The organism is Blautia sp. aa_0143 (assembly GCF_004167315.1).
GTDB lineage: Bacteria > Bacillota > Clostridia > Lachnospirales > Lachnospiraceae > Blautia_A > Blautia_A fusiformis.
In genome coordinates this window covers 156849-173784 of the sequence record NZ_RCXU01000001.1, presented here as the reverse complement: position 1 = coordinate 173784, position 16936 = coordinate 156849, and the positions used below count along the sequence as shown (strand labels likewise).

At 46.9% G+C, this 16936-nt stretch carries 21 protein-coding genes; 1 reads left to right on the top strand and 20 read right to left on the bottom strand.

The genetic code is table 11. The features are described from left to right. Positions 1–85: 85 nt before the first annotated feature. The 18 genes from EAI83_RS00845 to EAI83_RS00755 all read right to left on the bottom strand — a co-directional run bounded on the left by EAI83_RS00845 (position 86) and on the right by EAI83_RS00755 (position 14586). Positions 86–607: a GNAT family N-acetyltransferase gene (locus EAI83_RS00845; protein ID WP_003864592.1), complete on the bottom strand. Its 522-nt coding sequence runs from the start codon at positions 605–607 to the stop codon at positions 86–88. 346 nt (positions 608–953) lie between these two features. Continuing rightward, positions 954–1160 (bottom strand): helix-turn-helix domain-containing protein, encoded by a 207-nt coding sequence (locus EAI83_RS00840; RefSeq protein ID WP_003864593.1) that lies wholly within the window; start codon positions 1158–1160, stop codon positions 954–956. Positions 1161–1306: 146 nt separating this feature from the next. After that, positions 1307–1717 (bottom strand): single-stranded DNA-binding protein, encoded by a 411-nt coding sequence (locus EAI83_RS00835; protein WP_003864594.1) that lies wholly within the window; start codon positions 1715–1717, stop codon positions 1307–1309. Between the two features lie 23 nt (positions 1718–1740). Continuing rightward, positions 1741–2040 carry a hypothetical protein gene (locus EAI83_RS00830; protein ID WP_015543455.1) on the bottom strand — a complete coding sequence of 100 codons (300 nt, stop codon included), beginning with the start codon at positions 2038–2040 and terminating at the stop codon, positions 1741–1743. A gap of 696 nt (positions 2041–2736) precedes the next feature. Then, on the bottom strand, positions 2737–3591 hold the full coding sequence (locus EAI83_RS00825; protein ID WP_129974466.1) for a substrate-binding domain-containing protein: 855 nt from the start codon (positions 3589–3591) through the stop codon (positions 2737–2739). Position 3592: 1 nt separating this feature from the next. Next, complete coding sequence (locus EAI83_RS00820) at positions 3593–5311, bottom strand: Na/Pi cotransporter family protein (protein ID WP_020944839.1); 1719 nt, start codon at positions 5309–5311, stop codon at positions 3593–3595. 172 nt (positions 5312–5483) lie between these two features. Then, positions 5484–6266 carry an EAL domain-containing protein gene (locus EAI83_RS00815; protein ID WP_003864600.1) on the bottom strand — a complete coding sequence of 261 codons (783 nt, stop codon included), beginning with the start codon at positions 6264–6266 and terminating at the stop codon, positions 5484–5486. Positions 6267–6524: 258 nt separating this feature from the next. Continuing rightward, positions 6525–6806 carry a hypothetical protein gene (locus EAI83_RS00810; protein WP_003864601.1) on the bottom strand — a complete coding sequence of 94 codons (282 nt, stop codon included), beginning with the start codon at positions 6804–6806 and terminating at the stop codon, positions 6525–6527. A gap of 14 nt (positions 6807–6820) precedes the next feature. Further along, positions 6821–7168: a TnpV protein gene (locus EAI83_RS00805; RefSeq protein ID WP_015543451.1), complete on the bottom strand. Its 348-nt coding sequence runs from the start codon at positions 7166–7168 to the stop codon at positions 6821–6823. Between the two features lie 200 nt (positions 7169–7368). Further along, a complete protein-coding gene (locus EAI83_RS00800) occupies positions 7369–8988 on the bottom strand; it encodes a recombinase family protein (protein WP_000945966.1) in 1620 nt (539 codons plus the stop codon). A 111-nt stretch (positions 8989–9099) separates the two neighbouring features. Further along, the gene (locus tag EAI83_RS00795; RefSeq protein WP_000427739.1) at positions 9100–9288 is read right to left on the bottom strand and encodes a transposon-encoded TnpW family protein; all 189 of its coding nucleotides are present in this window, start codon (positions 9286–9288) and stop codon (positions 9100–9102) included. A 14-nt stretch (positions 9289–9302) separates the two neighbouring features. Continuing rightward, a complete protein-coding gene (locus EAI83_RS00790) occupies positions 9303–10142 on the bottom strand; it encodes an ATP-binding protein (RefSeq protein WP_000200031.1) in 840 nt (279 codons plus the stop codon). Then, complete coding sequence (locus tag EAI83_RS00785) at positions 10139–10873, bottom strand: replication initiator protein A (RefSeq protein WP_432765087.1); 735 nt, start codon at positions 10871–10873, stop codon at positions 10139–10141. The genes EAI83_RS00790 and EAI83_RS00785 overlap by 4 nt, the downstream gene beginning before the upstream one ends. A gap of 132 nt (positions 10874–11005) precedes the next feature. After that, on the bottom strand, positions 11006–11392 hold the full coding sequence (locus tag EAI83_RS00780) for a cysteine-rich VLP domain-containing protein (protein WP_000998386.1): 387 nt from the start codon (positions 11390–11392) through the stop codon (positions 11006–11008). After that, positions 11382–13049, bottom strand: a complete 1668-nt coding sequence (locus EAI83_RS00775; RefSeq protein WP_009249723.1) for a relaxase/mobilization nuclease domain-containing protein — start codon at positions 13047–13049, stop codon at positions 11382–11384. Before EAI83_RS00775 ends, EAI83_RS00780 begins: the two co-directional genes overlap by 11 nt. Further along, complete coding sequence (locus tag EAI83_RS00770; protein WP_001126628.1) at positions 13021–13419, bottom strand: plasmid mobilization protein; 399 nt, start codon at positions 13417–13419, stop codon at positions 13021–13023. The genes EAI83_RS00775 and EAI83_RS00770 overlap by 29 nt, the downstream gene beginning before the upstream one ends. A 646-nt stretch (positions 13420–14065) precedes the next feature. Further along, a complete protein-coding gene (locus EAI83_RS17440; RefSeq protein WP_000841357.1) occupies positions 14066–14257 on the bottom strand; it encodes a hypothetical protein in 192 nt (63 codons plus the stop codon). Positions 14258–14388: 131 nt separating this feature from the next. Continuing rightward, positions 14389–14586 (bottom strand): helix-turn-helix domain-containing protein, encoded by a 198-nt coding sequence (locus EAI83_RS00755; protein ID WP_001909500.1) that lies wholly within the window; start codon positions 14584–14586, stop codon positions 14389–14391. Between the two features lie 82 nt (positions 14587–14668). Here EAI83_RS00755 and EAI83_RS17960 point away from each other — a divergent pair, with 82 nt between their 5' ends. Continuing rightward, the gene (locus EAI83_RS17960) at positions 14669–15040 is read left to right on the top strand and encodes a hypothetical protein (RefSeq protein ID WP_192926455.1); all 372 of its coding nucleotides are present in this window, start codon (positions 14669–14671) and stop codon (positions 15038–15040) included. Positions 15041–15182: 142 nt separating this feature from the next. On the opposite strand, the gene tet(40) is transcribed toward EAI83_RS17960, so the two are convergent. After that, positions 15183–16403 (bottom strand): tetracycline efflux MFS transporter Tet(40), encoded by a 1221-nt coding sequence (tet(40), locus tag EAI83_RS00745; RefSeq protein ID WP_129974464.1) that lies wholly within the window; start codon positions 16401–16403, stop codon positions 15183–15185. A gap of 25 nt (positions 16404–16428) precedes the next feature. Continuing rightward, the gene (locus EAI83_RS00740) at positions 16429–16887 is read right to left on the bottom strand and encodes a helix-turn-helix domain-containing protein (protein WP_129974463.1); all 459 of its coding nucleotides are present in this window, start codon (positions 16885–16887) and stop codon (positions 16429–16431) included. Between the last annotated feature and the right edge of the window lie 49 nt (positions 16888–16936).

Sequence of the window (16936 nt, the reverse complement as noted above, 5' to 3'; positions counted from 1 at the left end):
TCTGGTTGGCTAAACCTTGGATAAACCGGAATCCCACCGGCTTGACTACACACCCTTAGCTGGGCGCACAACTGGAATTTACGAACTACAATATCTTTTCGAGAAAAAGATGGTTTTTGTGTGCAATTACATCTCCAACTTTTTTAGAAGCACTAGCAATTATTTCAAATCCATTTTTTTGATACAAAGATAGCGCAGGAATATTTTGACTTCCTGTATCCAAACGTAGTGCCCTGCAACTATTTTTTTGTGCTAATTCTGTAGCGAATTTTATTAGTGATGATGCAATTCCTTTACCAGACATACTCGGACGTACCATTAAAAGGTGAATTACCATTACCTCATCTTCAGATAATTTTTCTTTCCAAGGAATAGTTGCATATTCTATTGGTTGAACTTTATCAATAATGATACTTCCAACAATTGTTCCGTTTTCTTCATATACAAACAAAGCACCAGCATAAATAGCCCGTTCTGCATCATCTTTCGTTGGATAAACCCCTTTCTTAAATACAGTAAAGGCTGTATGATTCAGTTCATACTGGAAATGCTCATTGTAAGTATCTTCAATCGAATTAACATCTTTTAGTATTGCTTTTCTAATCATAAAATCTCTCCACAAATTTTGATTTCACACTTTCTTTCCCCTTATATGTCTATATCTGAAATATTCAGTCACAAACTTTATCAGGGATAGGCATCTGTGCCGCAAGGGGATCTTCCCCTTGTACGAAATCTCTGATTTCGCTGTATTTCCCGGTTTGAGATTTCTTGAAATCGGGAACAGCACCGCAGGTCGCACGATACAGGCAGATGGAATTGCCTGTATAGAAGTGCGCTCTTAGCGTTGCTAAGAGATTTATGCCGTATCCGGCGTGTTATCTTTTTTCAATTTCTTTTTTCGACTTCTGAAGCATTCTTCCAGTTTTAATAATTTGACATGTCTGCTCTTGTTACTCATCATCTGTAAATTCCAGCATCTCATCAACGGTGCAGTCCAGCTTCTTGCAGATCTTCTCAATCGTCTCCATTGATACATACTGGTTTTTTCCCATCCTGGCAAGAATATTTCCACTGATCCCGGTGAGGTACTGCATCTCTATCCGCTTCATATTTTTATCTATGAGCATTTTCCATAATCGGTTATAACTTACGCCCATAAGCAACCTCCATATTTTTCATCTGAACATATTTTGATTATATCACGATTTCGTTAGGTTGAATACCTGTAATTTTTGATGTCTTCTGTAAAATGGAAAAGAGGATGCCCCGACAAAGGGCAACCTCTCCAACCATTTACTTCGGTTTAGTCGAATGGAACCTCACCTTCCGGTGCTTCCATAAATCCGTCCTTATCTGTTTTCGGTGTTTCCGATGAATCAGCTCCAACACCATTATCCTTGTTCTGGGCAAATTCATGTTCTTCCACGATCACATCTGTAGTATAAATTGTTTTCCCGTCCTTGTCCTTATAATTGCCAGTGCTGATACGACCGCCAATCACAATCCTCATTCCCTTGTGAAGATATTTCTGTGCAAACTCTGCACTCTTTCCGAATGTGACACAGGAAATAAAATCCGCTTCCTGTTCACCGTCACGTTTATATCTTCTGTTTACCGCCAGTGTATATCTTGCTACTGCCATATCATTATCTTTTCCGGCATATTTGATCTCCGGATTCTTTGTCAGTCTTCCCATTAAAACCACTTTATTCATAATCGTTACTGTCCTTTCCGCAGCTACGCTGCCATTGCATATTCTTCATCATCTGTTTCATCGTCCGGCATAAACATTGCACATGCTTCCGGTGGATTGGTATCATCCGGTGAAAATATTTTCCGGATCATTTCATACATGATCGGATACCGATATGCGATTTCTTCTCTTGCAAGGAATCTGCATACCCTGTAAAGATTCTTTTTCATTTCTTCATCTGTTGTAAGCATGGCAACCAGATGGATTCTCTCCCTTGTATAAATCAGATTCGGGCATCCAAACCAGTTAATCAACTGCATTTCTTTCATTTTCAGTTCTGTCATAAACTGCTCCTTTCCGGGCATTTTGCCCTGTAAACATTGTCATCAGTTTCATTCGTCCGGCGGTCTGGCGTGCGTTTCCCTGTCACCTGCAGCCGTCTCAGACTGCCTCTGCCTGCATCAGCAGGTCACTGACCATAAGGCTTCGGTCAGCCGCCCATCATCGGGAGTGTCATTATAATTTCGCTCGCTCTCAGAAAAAGAAAGGTCATGGCATAACTCCTGTTAGGCTTCCAGGGTGCACTTATCGGTTGTCAAGGTTCATCGAAGGAACATTCCAAAACGTCCTCTGATTACTAGAGTCAAATGACTTCGCAAGATGCAAAAGATTCGTGATATTTTTTTGCATTTTTATCATTTTTTCTTTTACTTTTGTTAGTCCCTTCACATACTCTGTACTGAGACAGGCAAAAGCGGACATCTTTGGGGTAAAATTTTTAAAATAATTGTTCCTCTACCTATAAAGCCTGGGAAGCGGTATTTACCAACCCCCTTTTGCAAGTTTTTTTCGCATAAATGAAATATTCCCTCACTAATAGCAAGTTTCAGAGGGCATTTGGACGGTACTTTTGCAGAAAAAATTATTTTTCCACTAATCACACGTGGGAATTTGAAGAATGTCAGATAATTTTGAAAAAATCCAAAAAAGAAGCACCGACCGTTATAGTCAGTGCTTGTAAGATATTATATTCGTTTTTCTCAGGAAAGATCATCCCAGTTTTTATATGTTCCATTGTACAGACCTGTAAGTTGTTTTATTGTAAGATTTTCCAGTGGATTTTCTTCATTTATCACAATAGCTATAGCATCTTTTCCAATGACTTTTGTTTCCAGAAGCTCTGCTTCATAATCCTTTAATTCTCTGGATGACATTGCGAAATCACACTCTCCACTTATCACCGCCGTAATCCCTCTTGAAGAATCTGTTGCTTTTACTTCTATTTCAGCATTTGGATTTTGTTTCTGATAGTCATCTGCCAGTGCTTTTACCATTGGTTCCATTGAAGTGGATCCTTCAATCAGAATCTTTCCTTCTGACTTGTCAGAAAGGAATGTTGTTGTACTGTCAGCCTGAATACAATATTGTTTCACAATATCCTGTCCTTTACTCTTTACATAAGTCAGGAAATCCTGTTCCACATCTGTCAGTTCTCCATTATAAGCCAGATAATAATCCCTGCAAAGAGGATAACTGTTATTGTCTATTGTTTTCTCAGAAGGAAGAACTCCGTTGATTTGAAGTATTTTTCCATTCGTATCTGTTGCGGAACTATATGTGACATAACCAACTGCGTTTTTATCTTCTTCCACCTTTTTCAGAACTTTCTCTGTAGAATCAACAACTATTCCTGTATCACTCTCAGGCAGTTTCAAAAGATTCTCAAATTCTGCTCTGGTTCCTGACCCTTCTTCTCGTGATACAGCTGTGACAGCTCCCATAGCAGACAGATCCGGCAATGGCTCTTCCTCGGTTCCACATGCTGTTATTCCCGTTGCCAGCATTATCATTATCAGCAGAAGTGCAGATTTTCGGATGTTTTTTTTCTTTACCATTTTATACTGCACCTCTTTCCATCATTGATTTTCCCGTCTCTTCATCAAGGTTTATAAAAGCCACATTATCACAGGCTTCTTCTGCAATGCTGACACAATTATCTGCCATACGGTCAAAATTATACATGATCCCAGAAAAATATCTTGTCATAGACGCATCACAAACCTCATTTTTTACACGGTTTAAATGTGCCTTACTGTATTTTTTCTCTGCTTTATGCATTTTTTTCTTATTTTTAAAAACTGTTTCAGCCACTACAGCATCACCCTTACGGATTGCCTCCATTGCTTTCTTTAAAAGCTGCTGGATAATATCAATGCAGTCTTCCATTTCTGAGGAGGCTTCACTGGTCAGTCTTTTTCCATTGTTATTTACTTTTTCACATATCTGGTCAATATCTTCACATCTGTCTGCAATCCTCTGAATACTATTGTTTACATACAGTAACCCTGCCGTCTGCTCAGACTGTTGTTCTGTAAGGTTTCCGCTTGCGAATAATCTGGTAATATATTCTGTCACACTGTCCTGTAACTGATGTACAATCTCCAGATTTTCTATAAACGAACCATGAGTTTTTGAGTCTCCATCTGCTACAATCGCCGTTTTTAAATCACTTAACAGAGATTCTGCCAGTTCTCCAAGTCGGTTCAGTTCCTTAGATACCAGAACCATAGCAGCCGCCGGCTGTTCAATCACTTTCATATCCAGATATTTGGGTTCAAAAGCTGCTTTCTCTGTTTTGTCATTTCCACGGATGATTGTTGTAACAATTTTTACCATCAGCGGAATCAGTGGCAGCCAGACCAGTGTACAGACGATATTAAACGTTGTATGTGCATTTGCAATCTGTCTTGAAATCACATCAATCTCATTTCCCTTTGGTGAAATAAACTGGACAAATTTTGCAAACCACGGAACCAGGAAAATAAAAACGCAGCTTCCACTGATATTAAAAATACTATGCGCAATTGCTGTACGTTTTGCATTTTTAGATTGTCCAATTGATGCAAGAAGTGCTGTGATCGTTGTACCTATATTATCTCCAAGAAGAATCGGAATCGCACCGGTAAGCCCTATTACACTGCTTACTCCGTCCGGTCCTGCCTGTGATGCAAAATTCTGCAGAACTGCAATCGTAGCTGAACTACTCTGCACAACCAATGTCATGACCGCTCCCAGTACAACACCAAGAACCGGAATGGATGAAACTTTTCCCATCAGATCAACAAAGACCGGACTTCCCGCCAAAGGTTTCATGACTTCACCCATGATTTCAATTCCTTCAAATAAAAGTCCGAATGAAAAAATTACCATACCGATATTTTTAACCTTTTCTTTTTTGCTAACAAAGTTCAGAATAAATCCAACAAAGATAATTGGATAAATATAATTGCTGATTTTAAATGCCATCAGCTGTGCCGTCATAGTGGTTCCTATGTTGGCACCAAAGATAACAGAAATTGCCTGCGGAAGACTCATAAGTCCCGCACTGACAAAACCGATAACCATAACTGTCGTCGCTGAACTGCTCTGCAATACAGCTGTTACAAGTGCTCCGGCAAGTGCTCCCATAATTGGATTTCTTGTAAGAAATCCAAGGATTTTTTTCATTCGTTCTCCTGCGGCTTTCTGAAGTGCATCACTCATGCTGTTCATTCCATAAAGGAACAAGGCAAGGCCACCGATCAGACCAAAAACCACTTTCACATTCTCGTTCATTTCTCTTTCCTCTCCTGTTATTATATAAGATCTACATTTTCCTATACAATTATAGAAGACAGAAATCAAATCTATGTGAGTGCTTGTGTAAAATAGGTGTAAAAATCAATGGAAATCTTTATAATGTTATAATTGACTTATTCATTTTTCACCTGCTGACATATAGTTTTCATTACGATTTATTATTCAGTCTACGTAATACCAACATCGCCTCATTCCTTACATTTTTGAACGTTCTGTCCGGTCTTCCAAGAAAATATCCTTGTCCGTAATGAACACCTAATCTACACAGACACTCCAACTCTGCTTCTGTTTCTATCCCTTCTGCAATCAGAATTGCTCCTGTCTCATTACAGTAATGCAACAGAAATTCCATCATAATTTCCTTTTTCTTATGTTTTTGAATATCTCTGACCAGTTCTATATCAACTTTTAAGTAGTTTGGCGATGTATTTACTACACGGTTCAGACCAGAATATCCAGCTCCAACATCATCCAAAGCTATTTCATATCCCTGATCTGCATAATGCTTCATAATCTGTTGCAGAATCTGATAGTTTTCTATATCCGACCGTTCCGTTATTTCAAATACAATGTCACAGGACGGTACTCCGGCTTTCGCAGCCTTACGGTTTGTAAATCCCTGTATGAACGATTTATCCTGAATGATATTACCATCTACATTAAGAAATAATTTTGCATGTTCTGGTTTATTCGCCGCTGCCTTCAATGCTTTATTTCTGCACAATTTTTCCAATTTCCAAACACAGCCTACCTGTTCAGCAATCACAAACAAATCTGAAATCATAAGAGTCGTATCATGCCTGTCGATACGACTAAGAGCTTCATATCCTGCCACATCTCCAGTCTGTAAATTTACAATCGGCTGAAATACCGGATATATAGCCTTTCTTTCTAATATTTTATAAAATTCATCTGCATTTTTTACTTTCATTATTTCTTCTCTGCCTCTGTGAATACATTTTCTGTAACCCTATCAACCCACTATATGATATCATCACTTTTTCATCCTTCAATCAGATTTAAGTAAAATCATAGTAAATTTTCACCATTGTTCAGCCAGACCAATTCTTATATAACACAAAGCAAATACGTACTACCACCTGTTTTTTATTATGAAAACTATATTAAATGAGGCTCTTACTGTCTATACAATAAAAGCCTCGTTATATATAGTCTATGTTCTGATTATTCAGATCTTACTGTCTTTTTCACACACCAGTCTTTCATAATCCAGAAATCCCCGGATATACATTTCTTTTGCCACAATTCCCTCCATTGCATTTTTCGCTGAAATAATCCTGTCCAGTGTCTGCCACATCTCCTGTCCGCCATCTCTGAGGACCGGTTCCAGTATTTCTATGTAATGATGAATTTCTGCTTCCAGAGTGAACATCTCCGGGTCAGATTCAAGAAATCTTTCCAGCTCCCGCTGGTATTCTTCATAATAACTTTCAATCAGTTCTCTTCTCATATCTAGAATCCCCCTTATACATAAATCAGTTCCTGCTTGATGATCTCAGCAGCCCGGTTGCGGATATTGTTACAGTGGCATAGCCATTCCATAGGATTCTGTCTCTTCAGTTCCTCGGAAACTCCCTCCGCACTTCGCATCTGAGTTTCGATCAATTCAAAGCGTTCCTGTGCCTGTTCATTCAGATCTGCCAAATAACTGTCCAGCCTGGCGGTCAGAAGAAGATATGTATAAGTTCCAGATTTATGTTCTTTCAGATATTCCTTCCGAAGCATTCCCCATAAGCCAATCGGTCTGGTTTCCTCCGGGTAGTAAAGATTCGGTAAATAATAGTCTCCCACTTTTGTGTATTCGATTTTCATGGTGTCTCCTTTCGCTTTGCATGAAATTGTCATGTTATCTGCGTAGGATGTGCATTTTCTCTTTAAAATCTTTTCACATAGAAGACATTAAGTGTTTTATTCCTTGTGACTTTGCTAATGTGCGATAAAGAAGTAATAGAAGTGTAAAAAATTTTGCCGTTCCTATCCGGCACTTAGGGCTGTGTCGGATAGGTCAGGCGTTAGGCTTCCGGCAAGTCTATCTTGCCGACAAAGCTGTAATAAATCTCAATGTCCTGCCTGCGGGTGCCGTTCTCGTCATAGCTGCACTCATGCACGACGATTTTCTCAATCATTTCCCGCAAGAGGGTGGGGGTCAATTCTTCAAAAGCAAGGTGCTTTCTCACAATCCCCATGAATTTCTCGGCGTTGACGGTGGCGGCCTGCGACTTGGAAAGTTCCTCCTGCAAAGCGGCAGCCCGGTCTTTCAGTTCCCGCTGCTCCTGCTCATAGTCCGCCGACAGCTCCATGAAACGCTCGTCGCTGATTTTGCCGCTTACATTGTCCTCATACAGCCGCTTGATAATGCGGTTCACTTCGGCAATGCGTGTCTGGGCCTGTTCAAGCTGCTTCGTGGCTGCGGCGGTCTTTCTCTTGCCGCCGATTTCGTTCTGCTGGATGAGCAGCTTTACAAAGCGGCTCTCATGCCTGGCGGCGTATTCCGTCACTTGCCGGAGATTGGAAAGCACGCCCGCCGTCAAAAGGTCGGTGCGGATAAAGTGTGCCGTACAGTCACGGGTACGCTTCTTGTAGCTGCCGCAGATATAACAGTCCTGCTTGCGGTTCTTGTTCTGATACCGCTGCTGATACAGCACATGGCCGCAGTCGGCGCAGAACAGCATACCAGAGAACAGCCCCACTTCATCATAGCGGTTCGGGCGTTTTCGCTGCTTGCGTAACTCCTGCACACGCTCCCATGTTTCCGTGTCGATAATCGGCTCATGGTGATTTGGGAAGATAGCCTGCTTCTCGATGGGGTTCTCAACGCTGTGCTTGACCTTGTAAGAGGGCTTCTCCGTCTTGAAGTTTACCAGACAGCCAGTGTACTCCCGGTTTTCCAGCAGATGGACGACGGTGTTTGTCGCCCACTTGCACTCATAGCCGGGGTGGTAGCGTCGGGTGCTGCCCGTCCTGCGGTATTCCAGCGTCCCCGGCGTGGGGATTTGCTGCTCCGTCAGCATACGGGCAATCTTGGTCGGGCCATTTCCCGCAAGGCAAAGCTGGTAAATCTGCCGGACAACCGGGGCGGCTTCCTCGTCAACGATATAGTTCTCGTCCTTGTCCATGAGATAGCCATAGACTGGCTTGCTGGTTACAGGCTTGCCGCTCATGCCTTTTGCTTTCTTTACTGCCTTGATTTTCTTGCTCGTATCTCTCACCAGCCATTCGTTAAATAAGTTCCGCAGAGGGGTAAAATCATTGTCCATGCCGCCGTTTGCGCTGTCCACGTTGTCATTGACAGCGATAAAACGCACGCCCTTTTGAGGGAACAGCATTTCCGTGTAAAATCCCACCTGCAAGTAATTACGCCCCAGCCTGCTCATGTCCTTGACTATGACGGTGCCGACTTTCCCGGCTTCAATGTCTGCAAGCATGGCTTGAAATCCGGGCCGCTGGAAGTTCGCACCTGAGTAGCCGTCGTCGGTGTACCAGCGCAGATTGGTAAAGCCGTTCTGCTTGGCGTAGGCTTCCAAAATCCGTTTCTGGTTGGAAATGGAATTGCTCTCGCCTTGCAATTCGTCCTCATGGGACAATCTCGGATAAAGGGCGGTAATGAGGTTTTGGGTGGCTTGTCTTAACATAAAATCCTCCGTTTCCGACAGCCAGCCCCACTATTCCGTGGTTTCATTGTACCACGGAACAGGGGCGGCTGTACAGCGGTAAAAGTGATAAATCTGCTTCTTTACAGCTTGTCAAATCGCCTTTTTTTGTGTAGCAGCGGCTTCCGCTTCCAGTACCCTCGCCATCTTGTCGGCGGCGGTGCTGGTGGTGTCTTTCTTGAAAAAGCCGGACACGACAAGAACGGTATTCCCCATGCGGATTTCCGTCACGCAGTCGGGGCGGCGGGTGGTACGGTGGTCGTGCTGCTTGATATTCTCCATAGGCAATACTCCTTTCATTCAGCCAGCAGTTTCTTCATGGTTTCCATTTTCCGCTTTGCGGTTTCCTGCCGGAAGTTGACGCCAGTAAAGCGTATCGGGACGCACATGGACAGCAGTCGGTCATAAATCCGGGAATGGGCCGTGTCTGTCGGCTTTTTCAACTCGTCCAGCGGGCGGTTGGTGGTGGCGATCAGCGGCTTGTTGCTGCGGTATCGGGTATCAATCACATGGAATACCTGTTCCAGTCCATAGTCGGTGCCACGCTCCATGCCGAAGTCGTCAATGATAAGCAGCGGATAGCGGCAAAGGCGGGAAATATACTCATTCCGGCCTGTAAAGCCGGGAGAGAGGTCGCCCAGGATAACGGCGAAGTTCGTCATATATACGGGGACTTCTTTCTCCATGAGGGCGTTTGCGATACAGCCCGCAAGGTAGCTTTTCCCGTTGCCGACGTTCCCCCAGAACAGGCAGCCGATGTTTTCGGCCTGCATTTCTTCCCAATGCTCCGCATACCGCCGGGCAATCCCGGTCTGCGGGTTTCTGCCGTTGTCGTTCTCGAATGTCCATTGCTGCATGGCTGAGTCGGCAAAAGCCCTCTGTTTCAGATTTTCCACGGCTTCCACATGGCGGCGGTGTTCCTCGGCGGCCTGCCGCTGCTCACGGGCGGCTCTCTGGCAGTCGCACTCTGCCGGGTGGCGGTCACGGCCAAACAGCTCCTTACCCTCCGGGAAGTAGGCTTCTTTCGGCGTATGGCACTTTCCGCAGTAAAGCAGTCCGTCCTCGCCGATATAGTCCTCCATCTCCGGGGCGGCGGTTGTCATGTTCTCCAAAATATCTTTGATTTCACTTGTCATAAGCTTTCTCCCTCCATACAGGTATAGTCGGGGATGCCCTGTTTTACGGCTCCCTTTTTGTCATTGGCCGCCCATCTGTGCAAGGCGGCGGCATAATTCTGGTAGGCTTTCCCGCTGGCGGCAAGGTAATGGCTCATTTCCTCAATCAGCCGTTCCAGCCTGTCCGGGTATTCTGCCTGTAACTCGTCATATTCGTCCTTTGACAGAAAAATATTCTCATATCGGCCATAAGCTGTGGGCGGCTCCCCACTCGCTCTCATTGTTTGGTTCTCTATTAAGTTGTTTATATTAGTTTTGTTAGGGGTCGGTTTTCCGACCATCATAGGGTCGGTTTTCCGACCGTCATAAGGTCGCTTTTCCGACTGTATGAGGGTCGCTTTTCCGGCCATCAGTTGGTCGGAAAACCGTACCACTGGGACAGGCGGCACTTTCACATAAAGCCGATTGGGTGCGGAGAAGCCCCGCCGTTCCCGTTCTAAAAGCCCGGCTGCGTCCAGTTCTTTCAAGGCTCCCTTGATGGCGGTACAACCCTTGTCCAGCATTTCCGCTATCTCCGCAACGGGGTAGACAATGAATATCCTGCCCTCGCCGTCCTGCCAGCCGTTCTTCTGTGACAGGGTGGAGCGGTCTAATAAAAGCGCATACAGCAGCTTGGCGGTCTGTGAAATCTCCATTTTCAGCAGGAAACGGGGGTATGGAAGATAGGCGGGCAGCGTGGTGTCTGCCCTGATATAATCAGCGATAGTATCACCTCCCTCTGTGTTGTGTCGTTTTTGGGCTTTGTCACGCATTAGGACGGCATTTCCGGGGGGAAAGGATAAATGTATCGCATACCCTTTGACACCCACGAAAAAAGCCTTGATTTATGCGGGTTTGAAAGGCTCTAAAGCGTGACATTTCTGCCTTTGTTTCCGCTTTCTCTCGGCGGCTTTGCGTTTCTTCATGCACCCGGCGCAGCCGGGGCAGTATTTCCCCCGGTTGGATTTGGGGACAAAGGCCGCCCCGCAGACCGCGCAGCGTTTCCGGCTCCCCCGGTACAAGAGGGCTGCGGCCAGCTCCCCGTCAAGGGGCAGGACAGCCACACGGAACCAGCGGCACATGAGGGAATAGGAAATGCTCTGGACGCACACGCAAGGCTCCCCGTCGTCTAACAGCAGGCAGTTCCCCTCGTCGTAGTTACAGCACTCATGCACAAGGCGGCGGGCTGCCTGGTGCTGGCGGTAGTCCATGCGGGACGGCTTATCGTTCATGGCTCTGCTCCTTTCTGCGGTGCGGCTCTTCCCGGCGCAAAATCTGGTCGATGTTCCGCTTGACGGTCTGCAACTCCCTGAACCGCTGCTTCTGTTCGTGATAGGTGTTGTACAGGCCGTCTTTCTCGGAGATAAGCTGCTCGATCTCGGCCTGCAACGCTTTTCGGCCGGGCAGCTTGGTAAGCCCCTGTGCCTTGAAATACCGGGCGGCGGCTTCGGCTATGATAAAATCGCTCTCGTTTGCCTGGCGGTATGCGGCGCGGGCTTTCTCGGATTTCTGCGCTTTCAGCCCCTCGCGGATGGGCTTGGTCTTGGCATAGGCAAGTACCTGTTGCCGCAACTCCCTTTTCCCTTGCAGCTTCGTTTCCAGTGCTTTCAGTTCGCCGCTGGTCTGGCGCATTTCCTGATAGGCGGTAGCAACGGCGGCTTCAAGCTGTTCCGGGGAAGAAAAGCCGTACTGTTGGTAGATGGTCAGGGTCTTGGCGGCCTGTTTCAGATTGTGTATCTTCGCCCATCGTTCATAGCCTTTGCCCTTGCCCTCGGCCATCTTCTGCTCAATGTCCACAAGCCGCTGCACACTGTCCTGTCTGGGGTCGATTTTCCCTGTCTTTTCGCCCTGTAAGCGGCCTTTCCCGGCGTGTAGGTATTCGGGTATGGCTGCGGTCTGTTCGGCGGCTCTGGCGGCTTGGTGCTGCGGGGTGTAGCGAACCGTTACGCCCCTCTGGGCGTTCTGCTCCAAAACGGCAAGGACGGCGGTGCGGTCAAAGTCGCCGCCCAGCTTCCGGGCGGTGATAGGCTTCGTCCTGTCTGGCGTGAGGTAGGACAGCCGCCCCCGGCTCTCCTTGACGGTCACACCCTCCCGCAACAGCAGAGAGGAAAACTCGTCAAAGCTGGCAGCGGTGGCAAGGGCTTTCCGTAGGGTCTGCCGCAGCTTCTCCTTGTTCGTTTCAAACTTGGTCTGCCGGGGCGTGATACCGCCTGCAATCATGGGGGCGTTCTGCTTGTCCAGTGCGGCCTGTCCCTTTTTCTGCGCCCAATATTCCCGGTCTGTGACACGGTTCTTGCTGCCGTTCAAGAGGTCGATTTGGTAAAGTCCTTCCCGGTGGCACATCTCCATGACCTCGGACTTGAAGTAGCGTAGGGCTGCGTCGGTGCAGCGGTGCTTGCACCCGGCTTTCGTGTCCGCTGGCCTGTCCATGTAGGGCAGGAACGGCACTTCCTCTATCCGCAGGCTGTTAATGACGATATGCACATGGATGTTGCCGCTGTGGTTATGCCCGTCCGGGTGGGTGCAGACAAGGGCCTGATGGCCGGGGAAATGCTCTTTACAGAATTGCTCCCCCAACGCCTGCGCCCGGTCTACGGTCAGGCCGTTGTCCGGCCCGTCCCGTGGGTCAAAGCTGATGATATAGTGGTGGCTTTTCACATCCTCCCGCCGCTGATTTTTCTCATAGCGGAGATTGGAGCGCATACACGCAACGGCAAAATCCTCGCCGCCGCAGTTCAGCGTGGACAAGCGATAATCCTCACGGGGGATAAGCCTGCCGTTTTCATCAAGGACGGGCTTCATAGTAAATTCGTCATGCTCAAAGAGCAGGTATTGTTCGGCGGCTCCGTAGTCGGCGTTCTTAGAGCCTAAATGCTTGAGTGTTGCCAACGGCGTCACCTACTTTCTTTAGGACTTCATACTTGAGGGCGGCAAGGTCGGCGGCCGCTTCCCGCAATTCCTTTGCCATAGCCGGGTAGGGGCTATGCCACTCGTTGAGGGTGCGGGCAATCTGGTTGAGATTGCCGCCAATCCTGCCGTACTCGGCTGTGAGCTTCCCGACAGCGGAGAGCAGCTCGTCATTGACTGACGACACATGGAGTACGGGGCGTATGGTAGTGCGCCGGATGGCCTGCCGGAGAAATTCGGACTGACTGATACCATAGGGCGCAAGCCGTTCTGTGAAGTCGGCGTATTCTTCATCGGTCAGCCGGGTTTTCACAACATGGCTGCGGTGGGGGGTGTTGTATCGCTTCGGCATGGGCTGTAAACCTCCTTTCACTTATCACAAAAAATGGGCTGGTCTGTTAGCTATTTTCGGGGCATTTCCTGTCTGCCGGACAGAAATATTTTTGCGGCGTAAGCCGCATAGCAGGGTTTGGGGAAGGCACTCCCCAACAAGTTTCCCGCGAGGGGCAAAACCGCAGAATTGCGGATTTTGGCACCGTGGTAGAAACTTGCTCTAAGTAAGCCGTAGATTTCCCCTTGCACTTACTACTCGTATAGCTGCCGCCTGTTTTGGCCGGATTTCTGCAAAAATCTTACGGCGTGGGGCGATTTTTACCCGCAGTTCTTTCTTTCCGCTAAAGATACATTTCAAAGGCCGCCAGCTACCCGCTTGCCGGGAATTTTCTCAAATTTTCCTTTGCCTTAGAAATACAGAAAATGCAGATTTGGCTACCGCCGCAGAAAATTTTTTGTTTCCGGCTTCACCTACCTACTACGGATGACTTTGCGATTTTGCCAAACGGATAAAGAAAAAAGCAGCAAATCTTTTTCAGACTTACTGCTTTCGCTGGCCGCCGATGGGCGGTGGATATTCAGTTTTGAAAGTTCAGGTCAGGTTGGCCCGATGATGGATAGCACAATAAATTCCTGTTTTCCCTTTAAGGCATTGTGCATTTTTTCTATTTCTCTTGATGATTATTTTTTTCATAATCAATCAATGTACCTATAACAATTCCAATCAACATTCCGATACCTGCACAAATAGAAATAGCAAAAAGATTTTGCAAAAACGCCCATGCCAACACACCTATGCAACCACCGACAATAAATCCTGTTAATAAGCCAATAGTTAAGTATTTATTACTTTTCATATTGCTATATCTCCCCTAAAAGTATATTTGTCGTTGGTTCTATTATACTATGACCTGCTTCCTTTAGGAATAGATGAATTGTAAACTGGCTGGAGTGAAACCGCTAATGACAGCCAGTGTTTGTTCTTTGTTTATCGGTCAAAGCGAAATTTGAACAGGGCGGCAATGAGCTGTTGCTTTATATGTTCCTCAACTTCGGCGTTGACTTTCCCGTGTACTTTGGAACAGTAGCGGATATATCCGGCATAGTGGGAAAGAATGGTGTCGATTGCGTCCGGGTCGCCCTCATGGGCTTTGACGATTGTTTCATAGGGGAGAAGTTTACTCATAGTCATTTCCCTCCATGAGCCGCCTTAACCGCTGCAAGGCAAGCCGGATATGCCGCCCCGCTGTGCTGCGTGTCCGGCCAATATGTACGCCGATCACTCGCTGCGGCTGGCGCAGGAAATAGTAACGAAAAATTTCTTCCTGCGTCTGCTCCGGCAAAAGGGCAAGGGCGGCGGCAAGCTCCGCATGATACAGAACGGCGGTCTGGCCGCAGGCGGTAAAAAGATATTCTTCAAGCTACTCCGGCTCGGCAAGCTGGACAAACTTTTCACTCATCAGATAATCAAGGGAAACTTCCCGTTCCCACCTCCGGCGCAGCTTCAAGATTTTATCTATGGCTGCGTGACGAATGACTACCTTGCAAAAGGCATTGAATGTGTACTGGATATGCACCTTGTAGGCTTCATCTTCGGTCATGGAAATTCCCCCTCTCTGAATAATGCTCATGTACGGTAAAGTATCACAAGAAAATTATGTCGAATTGACAGCCGCCTCCGCTATACCGAATAAGGAAATAAAGAGTCCTCAAATTTTGCGCTACTAAATGAAGACGAGCGGAAGTAATCTCCCGCTCGTCAGTAAACTTAACTATGCCATATCAATCCCGCTTCTTTCCCGCCACCGGCACTAAGAACAGCGCGGGCAACAGCAGGAAAGCGGTACAGACCAGCCCCCAGGGTATGGACACCTGCTGGGCTACCAGCCCCACAATAGGCCCGCCGATGATCTGCCCGAAAGAGTCCAGCTGTCCGCTGGTGGAAAAGACTGTGGCGCGCATTTTCTCATCCACATGGTCGTTCATCCAGGCGGCCAGCACAGGCTCCTTGATGGTGCGCATAAGCCCCGCCAGCAGGAACATCAACAACATGAACCAAAAGCTCCGCCCCACCGCGAAGAGAACCAGGCACAGGATATACCCGGCGCTGGTGGACATGACCACACTGGTTCGGCTGACAGTCCCTTTTTTCTCCATGCGGGCGATGAGCAACTGAGAAGCCAGAATACCTAAGCCGTTGCCGATAAGACTGATAACACCGAACCAAGTGACGCTGTTCAGCGGCCCGATAACGGGTATTACCGTGTCATCCAGAAAATGAGCGGTGGAGAGCCGGTCAAAGCCTTCACTGGCAAGTCCCCCGCATAGTGTGATTGCTAAGAGCGCCAGCAACACAGGTGCGCCTTTCACAAAGCCCAGGTTGAGCTTGAACAGGCAGACAAAGTCTTTAAGCAAGCCCTGCCGTTCCTCAATAGCAGGGGAGAAGTTGGTTTCTGGCATGATGCGAACCATCACCAGCCCCAACAACAAGCACAAACTGCCCCCCAAGATGACAGGCATTTGCAGGTTTATGTTTCCCAGCAGTGTGCCCAGCACCACGCCCAGAACGCCGCCGATTTGCCCCATTTGACTGCCCCGCAGGAACACCTTGTCTATGGGTTTGTCCTCTTCCTCCGAGGCAATCCACGCCTCCAGAGCGCCGGTGATGAAGGTATCACCGCAACCCCAGACAACCTGGGCCAGCAGAACCGGCGCGAACCACGGTAGCGCACCCTCCATCAGAAAGCCCAGGCCGTAGAGGAACATTCCAATCAGCACCGAGCGCCGACGGCTATACAAATCCGCCACCACACCGGTGGGTATCTCGAACAGAAAGCAGGAGGTCTCCAGAACCGTCCCTACCAGGACAAGCTGGAAAGCATCCAGCTGCACCACCTCCAGGTGGTACACGATGGAAAGCACTGTGGACATAGAAACCGCCAGGGAACAGACAAATCGGAACAGCAGGTAGACAGAATATGCCTTTGAATTTTTAGCAAACATGAAGTTACATTCTCCTTTACTGAAATTAGAACAACATGGCTGTTCTTCTTCGCGATATTATAGCAAATATCAAGCCAAATACAAGAGAAAAACAGCCACCGCCAAATAGTGATGCTCCCCACCCTGCACCTGACATTGTCATAAAACCGCCAACAAAGAAAATACCAATGCCAAGAAATATACCAACACCATAAAAAAGTCCAATTGCCATATCGTACTTATTAAATTGTCGTTTCTCCTTTTTTTCATATGTTTCCATCTTTGTTATTACCTCCTTCGCAAAATCGTCCATGTTGACTCCAAAAAGAAAGCAAATTTTTTTCAACATATTTAAATCGGGTTCATTAACATCTCTCTCCCAATTCGATAGTGCCTGCCGGGTAACATTCAATTCCCCGGCTAGTTCTTCCTGTGTCATTCCCAATTGTGTTCGCAGATGACGTATTTGCTTTCCTGTTGTAATATTCGTCTGTTCCTGGTTCAAAATAGTTTCTCCTCTCTGATACTGATTTTATCAATGATATTTCGCAATA

Bases quoted from the DNA above. Each gene is read 5' to 3' on its own strand.
- EAI83_RS00845 (WP_003864592.1), bottom strand. From the start codon at position 607: ATGATTAGAAAAGCAATACTAAAAGATGTTAATTCGATTGAAGATACT.
- EAI83_RS00840 (WP_003864593.1), bottom strand. From the start codon at position 1,160: ATGGGCGTAAGTTATAACCGATTATGGAAAATGCTCATAGATAAAAAT.
- EAI83_RS00835 (WP_003864594.1), bottom strand. From the start codon at position 1,717: ATGAATAAAGTGGTTTTAATGGGAAGACTGACAAAGAATCCGGAGATC.
- EAI83_RS00830 (WP_015543455.1), bottom strand. From the start codon at position 2,040: ATGACAGAACTGAAAATGAAAGAAATGCAGTTGATTAACTGGTTTGGA.
- EAI83_RS00825 (WP_129974466.1), bottom strand. From the start codon at position 3,591: ATGGTAAAGAAAAAAAACATCCGAAAATCTGCACTTCTGCTGATAATG.
- EAI83_RS00820 (WP_020944839.1), bottom strand. From the start codon at position 5,311: ATGAACGAGAATGTGAAAGTGGTTTTTGGTCTGATCGGTGGCCTTGCC.
- EAI83_RS00815 (WP_003864600.1), bottom strand. From the start codon at position 6,266: ATGAAAGTAAAAAATGCAGATGAATTTTATAAAATATTAGAAAGAAAG.
- EAI83_RS00810 (WP_003864601.1), bottom strand. From the start codon at position 6,806: ATGAGAAGAGAACTGATTGAAAGTTATTATGAAGAATACCAGCGGGAG.
- EAI83_RS00805 (WP_015543451.1), bottom strand. From the start codon at position 7,168: ATGAAAATCGAATACACAAAAGTGGGAGACTATTATTTACCGAATCTT.
- EAI83_RS00800 (WP_000945966.1), bottom strand. From the start codon at position 8,988: ATGTTAAGACAAGCCACCCAAAACCTCATTACCGCCCTTTATCCGAGA.
- EAI83_RS00795 (WP_000427739.1), bottom strand. From the start codon at position 9,288: ATGGAGAATATCAAGCAGCACGACCACCGTACCACCCGCCGCCCCGAC.
- EAI83_RS00790 (WP_000200031.1), bottom strand. From the start codon at position 10,142: ATGACAAGTGAAATCAAAGATATTTTGGAGAACATGACAACCGCCGCC.
- EAI83_RS00780 (WP_000998386.1), bottom strand. From the start codon at position 11,392: ATGAACGATAAGCCGTCCCGCATGGACTACCGCCAGCACCAGGCAGCC.
- EAI83_RS00770 (WP_001126628.1), bottom strand. From the start codon at position 13,419: ATGCCGAAGCGATACAACACCCCCCACCGCAGCCATGTTGTGAAAACC.
- EAI83_RS17440 (WP_000841357.1), bottom strand. From the start codon at position 14,257: ATGAAAAGTAATAAATACTTAACTATTGGCTTATTAACAGGATTTATT.
- EAI83_RS00755 (WP_001909500.1), bottom strand. From the start codon at position 14,586: ATGAGTAAACTTCTCCCCTATGAAACAATCGTCAAAGCCCATGAGGGC.
- EAI83_RS17960 (WP_192926455.1), top strand. From the start codon at position 14,669: ATGTACGCCGATCACTCGCTGCGGCTGGCGCAGGAAATAGTAACGAAA.